Raw genomic sequence first — 19,179 nt, forward strand, 5'->3', positions numbered from 1 at the left:
TGGAGCGGTACGACGAGCGCCGCCGTGCCCCGCGGCCGGTCGACCTGCCCGCCGACGTCCTCGAGGAGCTCGCGCAGCGCCTGGTCGCCGGTGGCGTCGTACTCCCGCCGGAGGCGCTCGGCGAGCATCGCCCGCCACTCCTCGAGGTTCACGATCCTCGGCGCCAGGCCGCGCGGGTGCACCGACAGCCGCAGCACGTTGACCGGTGGCTCGAGCAGGTCCTCGTCGATCCCGTCGAGGAGCGAGAACGCCGCCTCGTTGGCGGTCACCAGCTCCCAGTGCCGGTCGACGACCAGGGCCGGGTAGGGCCCGTGGGCCTGGAGGATCGCCTCCAGCGCTGCGTTGGCCTCGGCCATCGGCGGGTCGTCGAGCCCGTGCTCGGGATGCACCGGTGCGTGGCCGGCGGCGAGCAGCAGCTCGTTCTGCTCGCGCAAGGGGACCTCCAGGTGGTCGCAGAGTCGCAGGATCATCGCGCTGGTCGGGCGGGAGCGGCCGTTCTCGAGGTAGCTGAGGTGCCGGGTCGACACGTCGGCCCGGCCGGCCAGCTCCAGCTGGGACAGGTGGCGGCGCTGCCGCCACTCGCGGATGAGCTCTCCGGCAGTGGCGTTCACGAGCGTCAACCTAGCGACGAGGTTGCGGCCCGGACATGACCTCGCAGGTCATGGACCTGCGACGCGGTGGCCGGTCGGATCGGGTCAGGACCGACGACGGGAGGACCCACCATGACCGCCACCGCACCCAAGGCCTATGCCATCGCCTACCTGCGCGAGGTGAGCCTGGGCCAGGAGATCTTCGACTACATCGAGCGGATCGACGAGTCGCTGGCGCCGTACGGCGGCCGGTTCCTCGTGCACGGCGGGGCCCTGACTCCGCTGGAGGGCGCGTGGGACGGTGACGTCGTCATTCTCGAGTTCCCCGACGTCACCGCCGCGAGGGAGTGGTACGCCTCGCCGGCCTACCAGGAGATCCTGCCGCTGCGCACCGAGCACTCGACGTCGATCGCCTGCGTGGTGGAGGGAGTGCCGACCGGCTACCGCGCGGTCGACAAGCTCCCGGTGCTGATGGGGAGCTCGGGGCGCTGACCCCGCGCCCCCCCGGGTACGAAAGCCCCGACTCGCGGGGCGAAAACCCCAGCTCGCGGGGCGGAAACCCCAACTCGCGGGACGGAAACCCCAACTCGCCGGGCGGAAACCCCAACTCGGTCAGCGGCGGGCGAGGTAGGCGAGCTGGGCGCGGACCGACCACTCGGCGGCGCCCCAGAGCGCCTCGTCCACGTCGGCGTAGACCACCTCGACCACCTCGCGCGGGAGGGTGGGGTGCTCGGCGACGTCGGGCGGCAGGTCGGCCGGAGCGCGGCCGAGCCGAGCCAGCGCGGCCTCCACCTGGGCGAGCCGCTCGCGGCGGTGGACCAGGTAGTGGTCGAGCACGCCGGCGGCGTCGTCCAGCACCGGCCCGTGGGCGGGCCACAGCGTCTCCACGCGGCCGGCGGCGACGAGGGCGCGCATCCGCTCGATCGAGTCGAAGTAGGAGCCGAGGTCGCCGTCGGGGTGCACGATCACGGTCGTGCCGCGGCCGAGCACCATGTCGCCGGTGAGCAGCGCGCGGTCGGCGGCGAGCAGCAGCGAGACCGAGTCGGTGGTGTGGCCGGGGGTGGCCACCACCTCGGCCTCCAGCCCGCCGACGGCGAGCACCTCGCCGTCGGTCAGCGGCTCCGAGCGCCAGCACTGCTGGGGATCGAGGCCCCGCACGCCGCAGCCCATCCGCTCGGCGAAGGACCGCGCCGCCTCGGTGTGGTCGAGGTGGTGGTGGGTGACCACGACGGTGTCCACCTGGCCGGCGACCTCCGCCACCGCCTCGAGGTGCTCGTCGTCGAGCGGGCCCGGGTCGACGACGACCGACCGTTCGGCCCCGGGCTCGCGGAGCACCCAGGTGTTGGTGCCGTCGAGCGTCATCAGGCCGGGGTTGGGCGCGAGCACGCAGCGTCCGCGGGCGCCGTACTCACCGCCGGTCCAGGGCTTCACCGGTCAGCCTCGCCGCGCCGCCACGAGCGGGCGCAGCTGCTCGGGCATGGAGAGGGTGTAGCCCTCGCCCAGGGGCTCGACCTCGGGCATGAACATCTCCACGGTCCGGCCGACGCTGGAGTCCATCACCTCGTCGAGGTCGGGATGCGTGCCGATCTCGAGGCAGGTGAGGTACGTCGGCGGCAGCATCGCGAGCTCGCCGCGCTCGGCGCTGTCGGCGGCCGCTGCCGCCGGCAGCCACACGACCTCCGAGGACTCCGTGGAGACGTCGCGGGTGCGCTGCCCCTCCGGCAGCCGGGCGACGAAGAACCAGGTGCGGTAGCGCTTCGGCTCGAAGATCGGCGTCAGCCAGCCGCTCCAGATGCCGAGCAGGTCGGTGCGCAGCACGAGGCCGCGCCGGTCGAGGAAGTCGGTCATCGCGAGCTCGCGCGACTCCAGGGCGACCCGGTCGGCCTCCCAGTCCTCCCCCGTCGTGTCGGCGACGACGGCATCGCCGGCCGGCCCCGCCAGCAGCACCCCGGACTCCTCGAACGTCTCGCGCACCGCAGCACAGACCAGCGCCCGGGCCAGCTCCTCCTCGGTGCCGAGCAGGCGACCCCACTCCGCCGGCGAGGGACCGGCCCAGCCGACCGAGTGGTCGAAGTCCCGCGCGTCGACGCCACCGCCCGGGAACACGCACATCCCGCCCGCGAAGGCCATCGTGCTCTGGCGGCGCAGCAGGTAGACCTCCGGCTCGTCGGCAGCACCAGGGCGCAGCAGCACGACGGTCGCCGCGTCGCGCGGCTCGGCGGGACTCCGGCGCCCGTCGGCGTACTCCTCGGAGAGGGCCAGGAACTTCTCCGGCAGCGGCACCGGCGGCAACGGGATGCTCAACCCGCCGCCCTCGCGACGCCCGGGCCGACGACCTCGGCCACGACCTCGACCTCGACCGGCGCGTCGAGCGGGAGGACGGGCACGCCGACGGCCGAGCGGGCGTGGACGCCGGCCTCGCCGAAGACGTCGCCGAGCAGCTCGCTGGCACCGTTGGCCACGCCGGGCTGACCGGTGAAGTCGGGCGTGGACGCCACGAAGGCGGTCAGCTTGACGATCCGGACGCGGGCGAGGTCGCCGGCCACCGACCTGATCGCGGCGATCGCGTTGAGCGCGCACTGACGGGCACAGTCGTAGGCCTGCTCGGCGCTCACCGCGTCGCCGACCTTGCCCGTCGCGATCAGCGCACCGTCGCGCATCGGCAGCTGGCCGGCGGTGTAGACGGCGGCACCGCTCCGCACGGCCGGCACGTACGCCGCCACGGGCGGCACCACGTCGGGCACGCTCAGGCCCAGCCGGGCGAGCCGCTCCTCGGGGGACCCTGACGACGGCATCAGCTCAGCCCGCCGCCGTCACTGCGCGGGCCGCTTGAAGTAGGCGATGTCGTTGCCGCCCTGGCCGGGGATCACCGTCACGAGCTCCCAGCCGTCCTGGCCGAAGTTGTTGAGGATCTGCGCCGCGGCGTGGTTGAGGACAGGAGCCACGCTGTATTCCCACTTGGTCATGCCTCGCAGCCTACTGACGCCGCCGGCCGCCCCGCGTGGGGCGACCGGTCCCGCGGATCATCCCGTGGTCTGACGTCTGGGGGGAGCCGGCGGTCTACGGTGACCGCGTGGCACCTGACGACCGGCAACCGTGGCGGCTCGGGCCCCGCGGTGAGCGCTGGTTCGACCTCGGCCTGGTCGGCTTCCTGCTGCTCCCGGTGCCGGCGTTCCTCCTCTTCGGCAGCCTCACCCACGGCCTGGTGATGGCCGCCCAGATCGTCCCGCTGGCCTGGCGGCGGCGGTGGCCGGTGCCCGTGTTCGGGGTGGTCGCGGCGGCGAGCGCCGGCCAGGCGGTGCTCGTGGACCAGCCGCTGTGGAGCCAGGCCGCCTTCCCCGTCGCGCTCTACTCCGTCGCCCGGTTCGCGACGACGGCGTGGTCGTTGGCCGCGGCGGCCGTCGGCCTCGCCGGTGCGGTCATCGCCTCGACCGTCTGGCTCCGCGGCTTCGGTGACGGCGCGCTCACGCCCAGCAGCTTCACCGCCTATACCGTCACGATCTCCCTGGTGGTGATCGCCGCCTGGGCGCTCGGGACCCTCGGCCGGATCCGGCAGGCGTACGTCGACACGCTCGTCGAGCGCGGTGAGCGGCTGGCGCGGGAGGCAGCCCAGCAGGCCGCCCTGGCCGCTGTCGAGGAACGGCACCGGATCGCCCGCGAGATGCACGACGTGGTCGCCCACGGACTGACCACGATCGTGGTGCAGGCCGACGGCGCGCGGGCCGCGGCGACGCAGGACCCCGCCGTCGCCGGCCCGGCGCTCGCGACGATCTCCGCGACGGGCCGCGAGGCGATCGCGGAGATGCGCCGGATGCTCGGCGTGCTGCGTGCGGACGGGCCCGCGACGCTCCCTCAGCCACGGCTGGGCGACGTCCCGGCGCTCGTGGACGCCGCCCGGCGCGCCGGCACTCGGCTGACCGTCGACCTGCCCGACCCCCTGCCGGTCGTCTCCGACGGCGTCGCGCTCACGGCCTACCGGGTGGCGCAGGAGGCGCTCAGCAACGTGCGGAAGCATGCCGGCCCGGCGGCCACTGCCGACCTCCGGCTGGCGGTCGAGGACGCAGTGCTGCTGGTCGAGGTGAGCGACGACGGCCGCGGCGCCGCGGCCCGCGACGACGGCCGCGGCCTCGGCCTGACCGGGATGCGGGAGCGCGTGCGGGCGCACGACGGCAGCCTCACGGCCGGCCCCCGCCCCGGTGGCGGCTTCGCCGTCTGCGCGAGGATCCCGCTGTGACCGACGCGGCGGAGACCGAGGAGCCGATCCGCGTCTTCCTGGTCGACGACCAGGAGCTGGTGCGGGCGGGGTTCCGGATGCTCGTCGACAGCCAGCCCGACCTCACGGTGGTCGGCGAGGCCGGCGACGGCGGCGACGCGCTCGAGCGACTCGCCGTGACCGCCTGCGACGTGGTGCTCATGGACGTCCGGATGCCGCGGCTGGACGGCGTGGAGGCCACGCGGCGCCTGGCCGCCCGCCCCGGCGCGCCTCGCGTGGTGGTGCTGACGACCTTCGACCTCGACGAGTACGCCCTCGCCGCGATCAAGGCGGGCGCCGCCGCGTTCCTGCTCAAGGACGCGACCCCGGAGACGCTGCTGGCCGCGGTGCGATCGGTCCACGCCGGCGACGCGGTGGTCGCACCGAGCACCACCCGGCGCCTGCTCCAGCACTTCGCCGCCGCCCTCCCCGATCCGTCCGGTCCGCCGCCCGACCGGCGGCTCGCGGAGCTCACCGAGCGCGAGCGGGAGGTGCTGGTGCTCGTCGGCCGCGGCCTGTCCAACGCCGAGCTCGCCGCGGAGCTGTTCGTCTCCGAGGCGACCGTGAAGACCCACGTGGGCCGGCTGCTCGCCAAGACCGGCTCCCGCGACCGGGTCCAGCTGGTGGTGCTGGCCTACGAGGCCGGGCTCGTCCGGCCCTGACCCCGCCGCCGGTGCGATGCCGGACCTGCACGTCCGCCCGGCGTCGTACGACCGGATCCGTCCGGGGCCTGACGCATCGGGGCCCGCCGCCGACGACGCTCGACCCATGTCATCGACCCGGTTCCACACTCCCCCCGCACCAGCACCCGTCACCCTCGCCGCCTCCGCCCGCGGACTGACCCGGTCCTACGGCCGCGGCGACGCCGTCGTGCACGCCCTGCGCGGCGTGGACCTCGACCTGCCGGCCGGCCGGTTCACCGCGATCATGGGCCCGTCCGGCTCCGGCAAGTCCACGTTGATGCACTGCCTCGCCGGGCTCGACCAGCCTTCGTCGGGCGAGGTCACGGTCGCCGGGCAGCGGCTCGACGGGCTCACCGACGACGCCCTGACCCGGTTCCGCCGCGACCACGTCGGCTTCGTGTTCCAGGCGTTCAACCTGCTGCCGATGCTGACCGCGGAGCAGAACATCTGGCTGCCCACCGAGCTCGCGGGCGGCCGAAGAGGAACGGCACAGAGGGGAGCGGCACAGAGGGGAACGGCACAGCAGCGGGCGGCTCGGGAGCGCTTCGACCACGTGGTCACCACCCTCGGGCTGGGTGACCGGCTGGGCCACCGTCCCGCCGAGCTGTCCGGAGGGCAGCAGCAGCGCGTGGCCATCGCTCGGGCGCTGGTCGCCGCGCCGGCGATCGTGTTCGCCGACGAGCCCACCGGCAACCTCGACACGGCCGCGTCCGCCGAGGTCCTGTCGTTCCTGCGCCGCTCGGTCAAGGAGCTGGGACAGACCGTGGTGATGGTGACCCACGAGCTGGACGCCGCAGGGCACGCCGACGACGTGGTGGTGCTCGGCGACGGCCGGATCACCGCCCGGCTCACCGGTCCGTCCCAGCAGGACCTGGTGGTCGCACTGTCCCGGCGGGCATCCTGATGCGCACCGTGCTCCTCGCGTCGCTGCGCACCCACACCCGCAGGTACGGCGCCGCTCTGCTCGCCGTGGTCGTCGGCGTGGTCTTCATCCTGGTCACCGCCGCGCTCTCCTCCGCCGTCCGCAACGGGCTGACGGCCGGCCTGGCGGAGCCGTACGACGGCGCCGACGCCGTCGTGGAGAAGCCGACGACCGAGCAGGCGGCCCGCCTGCTCGCGGCGGCGCCCGACGCCGGCGCGGACGCCTGGCTCGTCGGCTGGACCATCCAGCCCCTGACCCACGACGACACGGTCGTCGACGCCAGCGCCGACGTCGGCCAGGTCGCCGACCGCCCGGACCGCCGCTGGCAGGAGGTCGAGCACGGCCGGCTCCCGACCGTTCCCGGGGAGGCGGTGGCCGACGTCAACGCCGCGAAGGGTGCCGGCATCCGGATCGGCGACACCGTCACCGTCGGCGCGGGAGAGGAGGCGCGGCAGCTGGAGGTGGTCGGCCTGGTCGACTCGCCCTCACCGTTCGCGTCGGCCTCGCTGTACCTGCTGTGGGAGGACCTCGCGCACTGGGTCGACAGCGTCTACGTGAGCAGTGTCGCCTGGTCGGGCCCCGGCGGCCACGACGCCGCGGCCGACGCCGTGCGGGCAGTGGTCCCGGACGCCCGGGTGATGACGCTCGACGCGTTCGTGGCTCAGGTGCACGAGGAGGTCAACAACGGGGTCGACCTGATCGCCATCGTGGTGCTCCTCTTCGCCGCCATCGCGCTGCTCGTCGCCGTGCTGGTCATCAACAACACCTTCGCCATCCTCTTCGCGCAGCGGACCCGCGACTTCGCGCTCCTCCGCTGCGTCGGCGCAACCCGCGGCCAGGTGCTCCGGTCGGTGCGCCTGGAGTCACTGGCGCTGGGATCGCTGGCGGCGATCCTCGGGCTGGGCCTCGGCCTGGGCGCCGGCCACGGGCTGGTGGCACTCGTCCGCGCGCAGTGGCCGGGGGCGGACCTCGGCACGGCCGAGGTCGGTCCGGCGTGGGTGCTGGCCGCCGTCGGCGTCGCAGTGGGCGTGACGCTGGTCGCCGCCTGGCTCCCCACGAGGCGGGTCGTCGGCGTGAGTCCGCTGGCGGCGCTGCGCCCGGACGACGCCACCAGCGTCCGCACCCGCCCCGGCCGGCTGCGGGCCGGTGCCGGCCTGCTCACCCTCGCGGCCGGAGCCACCCTGATGGCGATCGCGGTCGCGGGCAGCATCCTCCCCGCGCTGGTCGCCGGTGGCACCCTCGCGTTCGCCGGGATCCTGCTGCTCGGGCCGGTGCTGGTGCCGTCGGTCATCCGGGCGCTCACCCCGGTCGCCGGGCGGGCGCTGGGAGCCACCGGTCGGCTCGCCGGCGACAACGCCGTGCGCAACCCGCGACGCACCGCCGCCACGACCGCCTCCCTTCTCATCGGCGTGACCCTCACGACGGCGGTGCTCACCGGCATGGCGAGCTCGCGGGCGGCCCTCGCGAAGGAGATGGCCCGGCAGCACCCGGTCGACGTCGCGGTGACGGCCACGGACGCGCTGCCCGCCGAGCTGCACGACCGGATCGCCGCGGTCGACGGCGTCCGCGCCGTGCTGTCGGTGCCGGGGACCGCGGCGCGACTCGAGGGGGTCGGCGAGCTGCCGGTCCTCGCGGCTCCCACGGTCCGGGACGCCGGCGTCCGCGCCGTGGTGCACGGCGACCAGCTGCCGGCACCGGGACCGGGCCAGGTGGTGCTGCCCTGGGACGAGCTGGGCGACGGCGTCGCCGTCGGCGACGAGGTCGCGGTGGCCGTGGGCGGCCGCTCGATGACGCTGCGGGTGCGCGGCGGAGAGGGCTGGGGCGGCGCCGCCCTGGTGCACCGGCGCACCCTCGCCCGGCTCGACCCGGCGGCCCGCCCGCGCGCCGCGTGGGTGCGGGCCACGGCCGAGGCCGACGCCGAGGACCTCGCCGGCTCGCTGCAGGCGATCGCCACCCCGGCAGGCGCCGAGCTCGAGAACGGCCTGGCGAAGCGCGACTACGTCGACCTGCAGCTGGACGTGCTGACCGGAGGCGTCGTCGGCCTACTGGGGATCGCCGTGCTGATCGCCCTCGTCGGCATCGCCAACACCTTGGGCCTGTCGGTGCTCGAGCGCGGGCGGGAGCACGCCCTGTTACGCGCGCTCGGCCTCACCCGCCGCCAGCTGAGGCGGATGCTGGCCGCCGAGGCGGTGCTGCTGTCGCTGGTGGCGACGATCCTCGGCACCGCTGTGGGCGTGGTGTTCGCCTGGGCGGGTGTGCAGGCCATGGTGCAGCCCGTGGTGGCCGACGCCCGGCTGGTGCTGCCGGTGGACCAGCTGGCGTTCGTCCTGGGCGTGTCCGCCGTCGCCGGGCTGGTGGCCGCGGTGCTGCCGTCGCGCAGGGCCGCGCGCACCACCCCGGCTGCGGGCCTGGCGCTGGACTGACACGACCCGAAGGCGACCGGAGCGGCGGCCCGCGCGGCGGCGGGCACGGTGGTCAGGGTTCGCGGACCTTGGCCACCGACCCGCTGCCCTCGGTGTCGTCCGCCTTCCGCGCGCGGCTCTCGGCCAGGAACGCCAGCCGGCGCAGCGCCTCGACGTTGCGCCACGACAGCATCACGTCGCGCAGCGGCTTGAGCAGGAGCGTGGCGGGACCGGACGAGGCGTCCTCCTCCATCGTCACCAGCGTGCCCTTGGCATGCGGCTGACAGGTGATCTTGACCTTCCCCTCACCGGCCGGCCAGGCGCGCACGGTCAGCAGCAGCGAGTGGGGACGGTCGATCGCCTCGATCGAGGTGGTGTCGCTGATCAGCAGCGGCCAGGCGCCGACCGAGTGGTGGATCCGGCTTCCCGGCTCGGGCCACGCCTCCTCGACCTCGCGGATCCGGGCGGCGCCCACGACCCAGGTGGCATAGCTCCAGCCGTCCTCGAGGATGTCGAAGACGTCGTCGGGCGCGCAGCGGAAGATTCGCGAGTTCCTGCTCATGCGCGTCAGGTACCCGGTGACGCGACCGGCATGCCGCGTCTCAGACGAGATGCCGCAGGACCCGGCCCCCGACCCGGCGGCCGACCACACCGGCGAGGCGCGCGCCCGCGCCCAGCGGCGTGTGCCGCAGCTGCTCCTGGCGCGACACCGGCCGGGCCTGGTCGTCGAAGGACCCGTGGCATCCGTGGTCGCCCGGCAGCGGCTCCCAGAGGTTGTCGCCGGAGCGCACCGGCCGCTCCACCTGCTGGCCGTCGTAGCCGGTCTCTTTCAGCACGCGGTCGAGCGCGCCGGGGAAGACCCGGTCGGCGAGCACCGTGCGGGTCGTCACGAACGACACCTGCACCGAGCGGTCGCCGGTGCGCGCGGCGTGCACGATCGCCTCGGCCGCGACCTCGGGCTGGTAGATCGGCGGCACCGGCTGCGGCGCCTTCTCCAGCAGGTTGCGGCACATGTCGAACTGCGGGGTGTTGATCGCGGGCAGGTTGACCTCGCTGACGGTGATCGCGCTGCCCTGGTGCAGCAGCTCGCTGCGCAGGGAGTCGGAGAGCCCCTGCACGGCGTGCTTCGCGGCGCAGTACGCCGACTGCAGCGGGATCCCGCGGTAGGCGAGCGCGCTCCCCACCTGGACGATCCGCCCCCTGCCCCGCGGCCGCATGCAGCGCAGCGCGGCGCGGGTCCCGTTCGCCGTACCGCCGAAGACGACGTCGACGACCCGGTCGAAGTCCTCGGCGGCCACCTGCTCGAAGTCGCCCATCACGGTGACCATGGCGGAGTTCACCCACACCTCGATCGGCCCGACCTCCTGCTCGACCGTGTCGGCGGCGGCCTCCACCGCGGCCCGGTCGGTCACGTCGACCTGGATGGCCCGGCACTCGGGCTGCCGGTCGCGGAGCTCGGTCTCGGTGGCGTCCAGGGCGTCGCGGCCGCGGGCCAGCACGACGACGGGATGGCCCTCGTCGGCGAAGGCCCGGGCTGCGGCCCGGCCTACACCGGACGTGCCTCCGGTCACGACCACGACCCCTCGCGGGTGGGGTGCACTCATCGTCAGCTCCTCAGCTCGTCGAACACTCGTCGCGGGGCCTGGACCAGCCCGCGCAGCCGGGCGTGGGCCAGGGCGGCCCGCGCGGCGTTGGACCCGCAGGCGCCGTGCACGCCGCCTCCGGGATGCGCCGACGCGGAGCCCAGGTAGAGGCCGCGGACCGGCGTCTCCGCCCGGCCGAGCCCCGGGACCGGGCGGAACACCAGCTGCTGGTGGAGGCTGGCGGTGCCGCCGTTGAGCGCCCCGTTGACCAGGTTGGCGTCGCGCGCCTGCATCTCCCGCGGCCCGAGCACCCGTCGCGCCAGCACCCGGTCGGCGAACCCGGGGGCGTACTCCTCGATCCGGGCCTGGATCCGGTCGGCCATCCGCTCGGCGTCGTCGTGGCCCCAGCGCCCGGTGATCCCGTCGGGGCCGGCGTCGCCACGGGCCACGTGGGGCAGGTGGGTGTAGGCCCAGAGGGCCTCCGCGCCGGCAGGCGCACGGGTCGGGTCGGCCGCCGCCATCTGGCCGGTCAGCAGGAACGGCCGGTCGGGCACCAGCCCGTCGGCGATCTGGGCGCCCTGGCGGGCGAGGTCGTCGATCCGCTCGGCGACGTGGACCGTGCCGGGCGCGACCTCCGGAGTGCTCGCCCACGGAACCGGTCCGGACAGCGCCCAGTCGACCTTGATCGTCGCGGGATCCCAGGAGAACCGCCGGATCCGCCGCCGCACGGTCGCGGGCAGGTCGGCCTCCGGCACGAGCCCGCCGTACAGCGCAGGGGCGGCGACGTCGGCGACCACCGCCTGCCGCACGCGGACCTCCCCCTGCGGCGTCCGTACGGCGACCGCGCGGCCGTCGCGCACCACCACCCGCTCGGCCCGGCAGCCGGTCACGATCCGGCCGCCGGCGGCCTCCAGGCGGCGGGCCATCGCTCCGCTCAGCGCTCCGGCGCCGCCCACGGGCACGGGGTAGCCGAGGTGCTGGCCGATCATCGACAGCAGCCAGCCCATCACCGTGGACCCGACGCCGTCCATCGAGATGTCGGCGTGGCCCGCGTTGGCCGCGAGCAGCATCTTCGCCCCGTCGCCGCGGAACCGCTGGTCCGCGACCTCGCGCATCGGCGCCAGCAGCTCCCGGACGAAGCCCATCCCGCCGGCGCGGGGCAGGCGGGCGACCGCCCCGAGCCCCGCCCTGACCGGCGGGAACGGAGCGAGCAGGGCACCGATCACCTGCTCGCCGATCACGTCCCACCCGCGGCACAGGTCGAGCCAGGCCGCACCGTCGCCGGGGCAGGCGCGGTCGAGAGCCGCCGCGGTCCGGTCGCGGTCGGGATGCACGAGCGCCCACTCCCCCGAGCGGTACGGCGTGCCGTACACGGCCGGCGCATGCGCCCACTCCAGACCGTGCCGCTCGAGGCCGAGCGCGCGGATGGTGGGGCTCACCGCGGCCAGCGGGTAGAAGGAGCTGAACGTGTCGTGGACGAAGCCCTCGTGGACGTCGGAGTCGCTGGCCACCGCGCCACCGATCCGGGGCTGCTCCTCGACGACGAGCACGTCCCACCCGGCGTCGACGAGCAGGTTGGCGGCGACCAGCCCGTTGGGCCCGCTCCCGATGACGACGGCATCGACCTCGGCGGCGAGGGTCGCCGCGTCAGCGCGGCGGTCGTGCTCGCGCGTCGAGTTCATCCAAGCTCCTCCCGGTCGAACGCTTCGGTACCCGCCGCCCGCCGGAGGAAACCGGAGGCCCCGGCGCACGCACCGCTCCCCGCGCCGGTCGTGCCGGGCATCGCTACGCTCGGCGTGTGAGCGACTGGCCCCGCGTCCGCCTGCACGTGGTCACCGGCAAGGGTGGCACGGGCAAGTCGACGGTCGCCTCCGCGCTCGCCCTCGCGCTCGCCACGGAGGGCAGGAACGTGCTGCTCTGCGAGGTCGAGGGCCGCCAGGGCATCGCGCGGATGTTCGACGTCGACCCGCTGCCCTACGAGGAGAGGCGGCTGACCACGGGCCTGCCCGATGCCGACGGCGGGCGGGGGGTGGTGCACGCGCTGCACATCGACGCCGAGTCGGCGCTGCTGGAGTACCTCGCGATGTACTACCGGCTCGGCCGCGCCGGCCGCGCCCTCGACCGGTTCGGCGTGACGGAGTTCGCGACCACCATCGCGCCGGGCGTGCGGGACGTGCTGCTCACCGGCAAGGTCTACGAGGCGGTGCAGCGCAACAGCCGCAACAAGGGCGCCATCGAGTACGACGCCGTGGTGCTCGACGCACCGCCGACCGGCCGGATCACCCAGTTCCTCAACGTCAGCAACGAGCTCGCCGGGCTGGCGAAGGTCGGGCCGATCAAGTCCCAGTCGGACACGATGATGACCCTCTTCCGCTCCCCGCGCACCGCGGTGCACCTGGTGACGGTGCTGGAGGAGATGCCGGTGCAGGAGACCGCCGACGGCATCGCGGAGCTGCGTGCCGCGCGGCTGCCGGTCGGCGGCGTCGTCGTCAACCAGGTCCGCCCCCGCGACCTCTCCGCGGCCGACCTCGAGGCGGCGCGCAACGGGACCCTCGACCGCGGCCGGGTGGAGGCCGACCTGAAGGACGCTGGCATCGACGCCGACGCCGGGCTGGTCGACGGACTGCTCGCCGAGGCCGCCGACCACGCCGAGCGCCGCGCCCTCGAGGACTCCCAGCGGGCGATCGTCGACGGCCTCGACGCGCCGTCCTACGAGCTGCCCCGGATGGCCGGCGGCATCGACCTCGGTGGGCTCTACGAGCTGGCCGGCCTCCTCCGGCAGCAGGGGATGGCATGAGCACACGGGAAGGTGGCTGAGCATGGCCCGGAGCACTGCCAGGCGTCCCTCGCGGCTCGGGCCGGCCACGCCGACCGGGCACCGGGCGGCCGCGCTCGACGTCGACGCCCTCCTCGACAACCCGACGACCGGCATCATCGTGTGCTGCGGCTCGGGCGGCGTCGGCAAGACCACGACCAGCGCCGCGCTCGCGCTGCGGGCCGCGGAGCGGGGCCGCAAGGTCGTCGTGCTCACGATCGACCCGGCGCGGCGGCTGGCGCAGTCGATGGGCATCGAGGAGCTCGACAACACCCCTCGCCCGGTGGCCGGCGTGGCCGGTGACGGCCGGCTCGACGCGATGATGCTCGACATGAAGCGCACCTTCGACGAGGTGGTGCTCTCCCAGGCCAGCCCGGAGAAGGCGCGCCAGATCCTGGCGAACCCGTTCTACGTCGCGCTGTCGAGCTCCTTCGCCGGCACCCAGGAGTACATGGCGATGGAGAAGCTGGGCCAGCTCTACCGCGAGTTCGTGGTCGGGGACGCCCGCGCGGGGAGCGCGAACGCCGGCACCTACGACCTGATCGTGGTCGACACCCCGCCGTCGCGGTCGGCGCTGGACTTCCTGGACGCCCCGGAGCGGCTCTCGAGCTTCCTCGACGGGCGCTTCGTGCGGCTGCTGCTCGCTCCGGCGAAGGGGCCCGCCAAGCTGATGAGCGCCGGCTTCGGCATCATCACCAACGCCCTCACCCGGATCCTCGGGGCCCAGTTCCTCAAGGACCTGCAGACCTTCGTGACGGCGCTGGACACGGTCTTCGGCGGCTTCCGGCAGCGCGCTCAGCAGACCTACTCGCTCCTGCAGGCCGACGGCACCGCGTTCCTCGTGGTCGCCGCGCCCGAGCCGGACGCGCTCCGCGAGGCGGAGTACTTCGTCGAGCGGCTGAGCGAGGACGGCATGCCGCTGGCCGGCCTGGTGGTCAACCGGGCCAGCCCCGAGCCCGCCGGTGCGCTGTCGGCCGACGAGGCGATGACCGGCGCCGAGCGGTTGCGCAAGCAGGACCCGGAGTCACTCACCGCGGGGCTGCTGCGGCTGCACGCCGACCGGGTCCGCACCGTCGAGCGCGAGCGCGGGCTCCGCGATCGGTTCGCCACCGCGCACCCGCAGGTGCCGGCGGCCGTCGTACCGGCGCTGGCCGGCGACGTGCACGACCTCGACGGCCTGCGGAAGGTCGGCGGGCTGCTCGCGCAGACCGGCTGACCCGCTCGACGGGCCCTCGACCGGCCGGGCCGACAGGGCCGCCGGGAAGGTCAGGCCGAGGTGGTCGCGCTGCCGGACAGCTGCCGGTTGCGCGCGTCCTCGAGGACCTTGCGCCACGAGGCGTTGGGCTTGCGGCGGAGGAGGGCACGGCGCTCCCGCTCCGTCATCCCGCCCCAGACGCCCCACTCGATCTGGTTGTCCAGGGCCTCGGCGAGGCACTCGGTGCGGACGGCACAACCGGTGCACATCTGCTTGGCCTTGTTCTGCTCAGCTCCACGAACGAAGAGCTGGTCCGGCGTCGTGTCCCGGCACGCGGCACGCGGTGCCCAGTCGTCAACCCACATAGTTGTCCCCTGATTTCCCACTACCGAGGAGCCAGCGCCCCCACAGCGCTTGGTTCTCCTCGACCGGTATAAAGTAAAGGACGCGCTCCATTACCAACACCGCTCGTTGGGCCCAACCTGCGTAGTCACATGGGACTACCTCGAGGCGGGCGCACCCGGTGCATCCGGAGCATCCCGGCCCGGTGCGCGGCGGCCGCGGCCGCCGTTCTCGACTCGGGAACGGTCGGGTGGGTCCCGTACGCTGGCGGCATGTCGCGTTCCCGGTCCGACGGCCTGCCTGCCCGCAAGGTCGCCTCCCACCTCGGCGTGATGCTGCTCGTCTCGCTGGTCCTCGGCGTGGTCGTCTCCGGCCTCGCCATCCCGTTCGCCGGCGTCACCGGCTTCGCCGCGCGCAACGTCGCCGAGTCGGTCGACGAACTGCCGCAGGAGCTGGAGACCGAGAAGCTGCCCCAGCGGACCGAGCTGAAGGACAAGAAGGGGCGGACCTTCGCCACGCTCTACGACCAGAACCGGGTGAACGTGCCGCTGCGGCAGATGTCCCGGACGATGGTCGAGGCGATCGTCGCGATCGAGGACTACCGCTTCTACCAGCACGGCGCGCTCGACGTCCGCGGCACGCTCCGCGCGCTGTTCACCAACCAGGCGGCCGACGGCGTGGTGCAGGGCGGCTCGTCGATCACCCAGCAGCTGGTGAAGCTGACCCTCGTCAACCAGGCCGACACCGAGGAGGAGCGCCGCGCGGCCACCGACGAGACGTACGCGCGCAAGCTCCGCGAGCTGCGCTACGCGATCGCCCTGGAGAAGCGGCACAGCAAGGACTGGATCCTCGAGCGCTACCTCAACACCGCCTACTTCGGCGACGGCGCGTACGGCGTCCAGGCCGCCGCCCAGCACTACTTCAGCGTGGACGCCAAGGACCTCAACCTCCGCCAGTCGGCCCTGCTCGCCGGGCTGGTGCAGAGCCCGGAGGCCTACAACCCGACCAAGAACCCCGCGCAGGCCAAGGTGCGGCGCAACATCGTGCTCGACCGGATGGCGCAGCTGAGCGTGATCAGCGAGGCCAAGGCCGAGAAGGTGAAGAAGCGCAACCTCGGCCTGAAGGTGCAGGAGCAGCCCAACGGCTGCGTGAACTCGCAGGCGCAGTTCTTCTGCGCGTTCGTGGTGAGCTGGCTCAAGGAGGACCCCGCCCTGGGCGCGACGCCCGAGGAGCGGGAGCGGCTGATCTTCAGCGGCGGCCTGACGATCAAGACGACGCTCGACATGGGCTTCCAGAAGGCGGCCCAGGAATCGGTGAGCGCGCAGGTGTTCAAGGGCGACCAGGCCGTCGGCGCGCTGGCGCTCGTCGAGCCCGGCACCGGCAACGTCCGGGGTCTCGCACAGTCGCGCCCCATGGGCACCAGGAAGAACCAGGGCGAGACGTTCCTGAACTACACCGTCCCGAAGAAGTACGGCGACGCCAACGGCTTCCAGGCCGGGTCGACGTTCAAGACGTTCGTGCTCGCGGCGGCGATCGACCAGGGGATCCCGCTGAACACCAAGATCCCCTCGCCGTCGCCGAAGTCCTTCGTGCTGAGCGAGTTCGAGACCTGCGACGGCCCCTACCAGGACACCGGCGTCTGGTCGCCGAAGAACTCCACCGGCGAGGGCACCTTCGACCTCTACACCGGCACCCGCCAGTCGATCAACACGTTCTTCATCCAGCTGGAGCAGAACCTGGAGGGCGGCGTCTGCGAACCGTGGAAGCTGGCCCGCCGCCTCGGCGTCGATGTCGGCAAGGGCGCCATGGTGCCGTCGTTCACGCTCGGCATCAACGACGTCAGCCCGCTGGAGATGGCCGAGGCCTACGCCACCTTCGCCGCCCGCGGGGTGCACTGCACCTCCCGCCCGGTCCTGCAGATCGAGGACGCCGACAGCAACGTCCTGAAGAAGTACGACAAGAAGTGCACCCAGGAGCTCCCCGGCCCGGTCGCCGACGCCGTCAACGACGTGCTGCGCGGCGTGGTCGAGCCCGGCGGCTTCGGCGCCGCTCTCAACCCCGGTCAGCCCGCCGCCGGCAAGACCGGCACGGTGAACGACAACAAGTCGGTGTGGTTCGCCGGCTACACCCCGAACCTCGCCGGCGCGGCGGTCGTCGCCGGAGCCAACCGGGAGGGCACGCAGATCAGCCTCGACGGCCAGAGCATCGGTGGCTACACGCGGTTCACGACCGCCGGCTCCACCACCGCCGGGCCGATCTGGGGCGGGGCGTTCCAGCGGATCGCCCAGTGGCTGCCGGACGAGAACTTCGTCCGGCCGTCGGGCCAGGACATCCGCGGCCTGCTGATGAGCATCCCCGCGGTCGGCGGCCGCTCCTTCGAGGACGCCAAGTCCGAGCTGGAGGGGATGGGCTTCCGCGTCGCCCGCGGCTCGATGGTCGACTCCAGCTACGACCGGGGCCTGGTCGCCTACTCCTACCCCGGCACCGGCGAGCAGCGCGCCGCCGGCGACACCATCACCCTCTACATCTCCGACGGCTCCCCGAAGGTCGAGCGCAAGCAGCAGGGGAAGAAGAACAAGAAGAAGAACCGCGGCCGCGGCTGACCCGAGCCGGCCGAGCCGGCCGAGTCAGCCCCGCAGCGACGGCGACGGGTCCGCTCAGCCGAGCTGGCGTCGTACCTCCGCGGCGACGGCGGCGCCGTCGGCGCGGCCCTTGACCTGCGGCTGCACGATCCCCATCACCTTGCCCATCGCCTTGGGGCCGGCACCGGCGGCGCCGGCCTGCTCGACCGCGTCCTTGACGATCGCGGCGATCTCCTCGGGACCGAGCTGCTCGGGCAGGTAGTCCTGGATCACCGCGGCCTCGGCACGCTCCTTGGCCGCGCTCTCGGGCCGGTTGCCCTCCTCGAAGGCGACCGCGGCCTCCCGGCGCTTCTTGGCCTCGCTGGCGAGCACGGTGAGCACCTCGTCGTCGGTGAGCTCCTTGGCGACCTTGCCGGCGACCTCGGCGTTGGTCACCGCGGTGAGGATCATCCGCAGCGTGGACGACCGCAGCTCGTCACGAGCCTTGATGGCGGTGGTGAGGTCGGCGCGGAGGCGGTCCTTGAGGGTGCTCATGGCCTGATTGTGCCCGCCGTGTGTCAGCCTTGCCGAATGGGATTGGTGCGATCGGTGCTGCGGGCCGCCCGGGCCGGAGCCGTGGCCGCCGGGACGGGCGGCGCCGCGGTCACGGCGTACGCCCTGTGGGAGGCGCGGCAGTACTCGCTGACGAGGTTCGACCTGCGGATCCTGCCGCCCGGGAGGCGGCCGTTGCGGGTGCTCCACCTCAGTGACATCCACCTGACGCCGGGCCAGGACCGCAAGCAGCAGTGGCTGCGGAGCCTGGCGGCCCTCGAGCCGGACCTGGTGATCGACACCGGCGACAACCTCGCGCACCGCGACGCGGTGCCCGTCCTGCTCGACAGCCTCGGCCCGCTGCTCGACCGGCCGGGCGTCTTCGTGCACGGCTCCAACGACTACTTCGAGCCGCGGCTGCGCAACCCGCTCGCCTACCTGACGCCCGACACCGGCAAGCGCCACACCGACGGACCGCAGCTGCCGTGGCGCGAGCTCTCGGCCGGCCTGACCGGCGCCGGCTGGCTCGACCTCACCAACACCCGGAGCCGTCTCGCCGTGGGCGAGACCGTGCTCGCCTTCGCCGGCGTCGACGACCCGCACCTCGGGTACGACGACCTCGCCGCCGTCGCCGGACCCGCCGACGCCGACGCCGACGTGCGGCTGGGGATCACCCACGCGCCGTACCTGCGCGTGCTCGACCGGTTCGCCGCCGACGGGTACGACGCCGTCGTGGCCGGCCACACCCACGGCGGGCAGGTCCGGCTGCCGCTGCCCGGCGGACCGCGCGCGCTCACCACCAACTGCGACCTCGACCCCGAGCGGGTCCGCGGGCTGCACCGCCACCCCGCCGGCTCCCGCCCCGGCGACCCGGGCTCCACGTGGCTGGAGGTGTCGGCCGGCATCGGCACCAGCCCCTACACCCGGATCCGGGTCGCCTGCCGCCCCGAGGCCGTCCTGCTGACCCTGCTCCCACGGGGCTGACCGGCCGCCGCCCCGCGAGGTCGAGGGTCTCCGCCGGACGACCGGGTGCCCCGACCCCCGCGATTGCAGGTCGCCCGATCCGCTCCGGTATGCTCCCCTGCTTGTGAGCGGGCCCGGTCGGGGCCGGCGCACGGCGGGCTGTGGCGCAGCTTGGTAGCGCGCCTCGTTCGGGACGAGGAGGCCGCAGGTTCAAATCCTGTCAGCCCGACAGGCCGAGAGGTGGACCCGGGAACGGGTCCACCTCTCGTCGTTTTCGACCACCGCTTTCGGCTTTCGGCCACGGCTTCCACTGCCGGGG

Annotated in this window: 19 protein-coding genes and 1 tRNA gene; 10 read left to right on the forward strand and 10 right to left on the reverse strand. The window is 74.0% G+C overall.

The genetic code is table 11. From position 1 onward, the window contains the following. Positions 1 to 611 (reverse strand): helix-turn-helix domain-containing protein (locus ACPOLA_RS17735; RefSeq protein WP_435771834.1); only part of this gene is annotated, 611 nt, incomplete at its 3' end. Positions 612 to 722: 111 nt separating this feature from the next. On the opposite strand from ACPOLA_RS17735, the gene ACPOLA_RS17740 reads away from it, so the two are divergent. Beyond that, positions 723 to 1,082: a DUF1330 domain-containing protein gene (locus ACPOLA_RS17740; RefSeq protein WP_435771835.1), complete on the forward strand. Its 360-nt coding sequence runs from the start codon at positions 723 to 725 to the stop codon at positions 1,080 to 1,082. Positions 1,083 to 1,202: 120 nt separating this feature from the next. Here the strand turns inward: ACPOLA_RS17740 and ACPOLA_RS17745 are convergent, their stop codons facing one another. The 4 genes from ACPOLA_RS17745 to sp36 are packed head-to-tail and all read right to left on the reverse strand — an operon-like array spanning position 1,203 to position 3,556. Then, positions 1,203 to 2,021: an MBL fold metallo-hydrolase gene (locus tag ACPOLA_RS17745; protein WP_435771836.1), complete on the reverse strand. Its 819-nt coding sequence runs from the start codon at positions 2,019 to 2,021 to the stop codon at positions 1,203 to 1,205. Between the two features lie 3 nt (positions 2,022 to 2,024). Next, positions 2,025 to 2,894 carry an NUDIX hydrolase gene (locus ACPOLA_RS17750; protein WP_435771837.1) on the reverse strand — a complete coding sequence of 290 codons (870 nt, stop codon included), beginning with the start codon at positions 2,892 to 2,894 and terminating at the stop codon, positions 2,025 to 2,027. Beyond that, positions 2,891 to 3,385 (reverse strand): RidA family protein, encoded by a 495-nt coding sequence (locus ACPOLA_RS17755; protein WP_435771838.1) that lies wholly within the window; start codon positions 3,383 to 3,385, stop codon positions 2,891 to 2,893. Before ACPOLA_RS17755 ends, ACPOLA_RS17750 begins: the two co-directional genes overlap by 4 nt. A gap of 18 nt (positions 3,386 to 3,403) precedes the next feature. Further along, complete coding sequence (gene sp36 / locus ACPOLA_RS17760; RefSeq protein ID WP_435771839.1) at positions 3,404 to 3,556, reverse strand: Sp36 family protein; 153 nt, start codon at positions 3,554 to 3,556, stop codon at positions 3,404 to 3,406. A gap of 107 nt (positions 3,557 to 3,663) precedes the next feature. Here sp36 and ACPOLA_RS17765 point away from each other — a divergent pair, with 107 nt between their 5' ends. The 4 genes from ACPOLA_RS17765 (at position 3,664) to ACPOLA_RS17780 (ending at position 8,870) form a co-directional block, all read left to right on the forward strand. Then, positions 3,664 to 4,824: a sensor histidine kinase gene (locus ACPOLA_RS17765; protein ID WP_435771840.1), complete on the forward strand. Its 1,161-nt coding sequence runs from the start codon at positions 3,664 to 3,666 to the stop codon at positions 4,822 to 4,824. Further along, positions 4,821 to 5,504 (forward strand): response regulator, encoded by a 684-nt coding sequence (locus ACPOLA_RS17770; protein ID WP_435771841.1) that lies wholly within the window; start codon positions 4,821 to 4,823, stop codon positions 5,502 to 5,504. Before ACPOLA_RS17765 ends, ACPOLA_RS17770 begins: the two co-directional genes overlap by 4 nt. Before the next feature lie 106 nt (positions 5,505 to 5,610). Then, positions 5,611 to 6,429, forward strand: a complete 819-nt coding sequence (locus tag ACPOLA_RS17775) for an ABC transporter ATP-binding protein (RefSeq protein ID WP_435771842.1) — start codon at positions 5,611 to 5,613, stop codon at positions 6,427 to 6,429. Continuing rightward, positions 6,429 to 8,870 carry an ABC transporter permease gene (locus ACPOLA_RS17780; RefSeq protein WP_435771843.1) on the forward strand — a complete coding sequence of 814 codons (2,442 nt, stop codon included), beginning with the start codon at positions 6,429 to 6,431 and terminating at the stop codon, positions 8,868 to 8,870. The genes ACPOLA_RS17775 and ACPOLA_RS17780 overlap by 1 nt, the downstream gene beginning before the upstream one ends. 52 nt (positions 8,871 to 8,922) lie before the next feature. Here ACPOLA_RS17780 and ACPOLA_RS17785 read toward each other — a convergent pair whose 3' ends face one another. The 3 genes from ACPOLA_RS17785 to ACPOLA_RS17795 are packed head-to-tail and all read right to left on the reverse strand — an operon-like array spanning position 8,923 to position 12,114. Continuing rightward, positions 8,923 to 9,411 (reverse strand): SRPBCC family protein, encoded by a 489-nt coding sequence (locus tag ACPOLA_RS17785; protein WP_435771844.1) that lies wholly within the window; start codon positions 9,409 to 9,411, stop codon positions 8,923 to 8,925. A gap of 40 nt (positions 9,412 to 9,451) precedes the next feature. After that, a complete protein-coding gene (locus ACPOLA_RS17790) occupies positions 9,452 to 10,453 on the reverse strand; it encodes an SDR family oxidoreductase (protein WP_435771845.1) in 1,002 nt (333 codons plus the stop codon). 2 nt (positions 10,454 to 10,455) lie between these two features. After that, positions 10,456 to 12,114, reverse strand: a complete 1,659-nt coding sequence (locus ACPOLA_RS17795; RefSeq protein ID WP_435771846.1) for a phytoene desaturase family protein — start codon at positions 12,112 to 12,114, stop codon at positions 10,456 to 10,458. 116 nt (positions 12,115 to 12,230) lie between these two features. Here ACPOLA_RS17795 and bagA point away from each other — a divergent pair, with 116 nt between their 5' ends. Next, a complete protein-coding gene (gene bagA, locus ACPOLA_RS17800; protein ID WP_435771847.1) occupies positions 12,231 to 13,229 on the forward strand; it encodes an ATPase BagA in 999 nt (332 codons plus the stop codon). A gap of 16 nt (positions 13,230 to 13,245) precedes the next feature. Further along, a complete protein-coding gene (gene bagB / locus ACPOLA_RS17805; RefSeq protein WP_435771862.1) occupies positions 13,246 to 14,463 on the forward strand; it encodes an ArsA family ATPase in 1,218 nt (405 codons plus the stop codon). A gap of 50 nt (positions 14,464 to 14,513) precedes the next feature. Here the strand turns inward: bagB and ACPOLA_RS17810 are convergent, their stop codons facing one another. Further along, the gene (locus ACPOLA_RS17810) at positions 14,514 to 14,807 is read right to left on the reverse strand and encodes a WhiB family transcriptional regulator (protein ID WP_435771848.1); all 294 of its coding nucleotides are present in this window, start codon (positions 14,805 to 14,807) and stop codon (positions 14,514 to 14,516) included. Positions 14,808 to 15,056: 249 nt separating this feature from the next. Here ACPOLA_RS17810 and ACPOLA_RS17815 point away from each other — a divergent pair, with 249 nt between their 5' ends. Beyond that, positions 15,057 to 17,387, forward strand: a complete 2,331-nt coding sequence (locus ACPOLA_RS17815; protein WP_435771849.1) for a transglycosylase domain-containing protein — start codon at positions 15,057 to 15,059, stop codon at positions 17,385 to 17,387. A 54-nt stretch (positions 17,388 to 17,441) separates the two neighbouring features. On the opposite strand, the gene ACPOLA_RS17820 is transcribed toward ACPOLA_RS17815, so the two are convergent. Continuing rightward, positions 17,442 to 17,900 (reverse strand): GatB/YqeY domain-containing protein, encoded by a 459-nt coding sequence (locus tag ACPOLA_RS17820; protein ID WP_435771850.1) that lies wholly within the window; start codon positions 17,898 to 17,900, stop codon positions 17,442 to 17,444. A gap of 36 nt (positions 17,901 to 17,936) precedes the next feature. On the opposite strand from ACPOLA_RS17820, the gene ACPOLA_RS17825 reads away from it, so the two are divergent. Both ACPOLA_RS17825 and ACPOLA_RS17830 read left to right on the forward strand, forming a co-directional pair. Further along, on the forward strand, positions 17,937 to 18,881 hold the full coding sequence (locus ACPOLA_RS17825; RefSeq protein ID WP_435771851.1) for a metallophosphoesterase: 945 nt from the start codon (positions 17,937 to 17,939) through the stop codon (positions 18,879 to 18,881). A gap of 134 nt (positions 18,882 to 19,015) precedes the next feature. Beyond that, positions 19,016 to 19,089, forward strand: a tRNA-Pro gene (locus ACPOLA_RS17830). The last annotated feature ends 90 nt before the right edge of the window (positions 19,090 to 19,179 follow it).

This window comes from Nocardioides proteolyticus, assembly GCF_051280635.3.
GTDB lineage: Bacteria > Actinomycetota > Actinomycetes > Propionibacteriales > Nocardioidaceae > Nocardioides.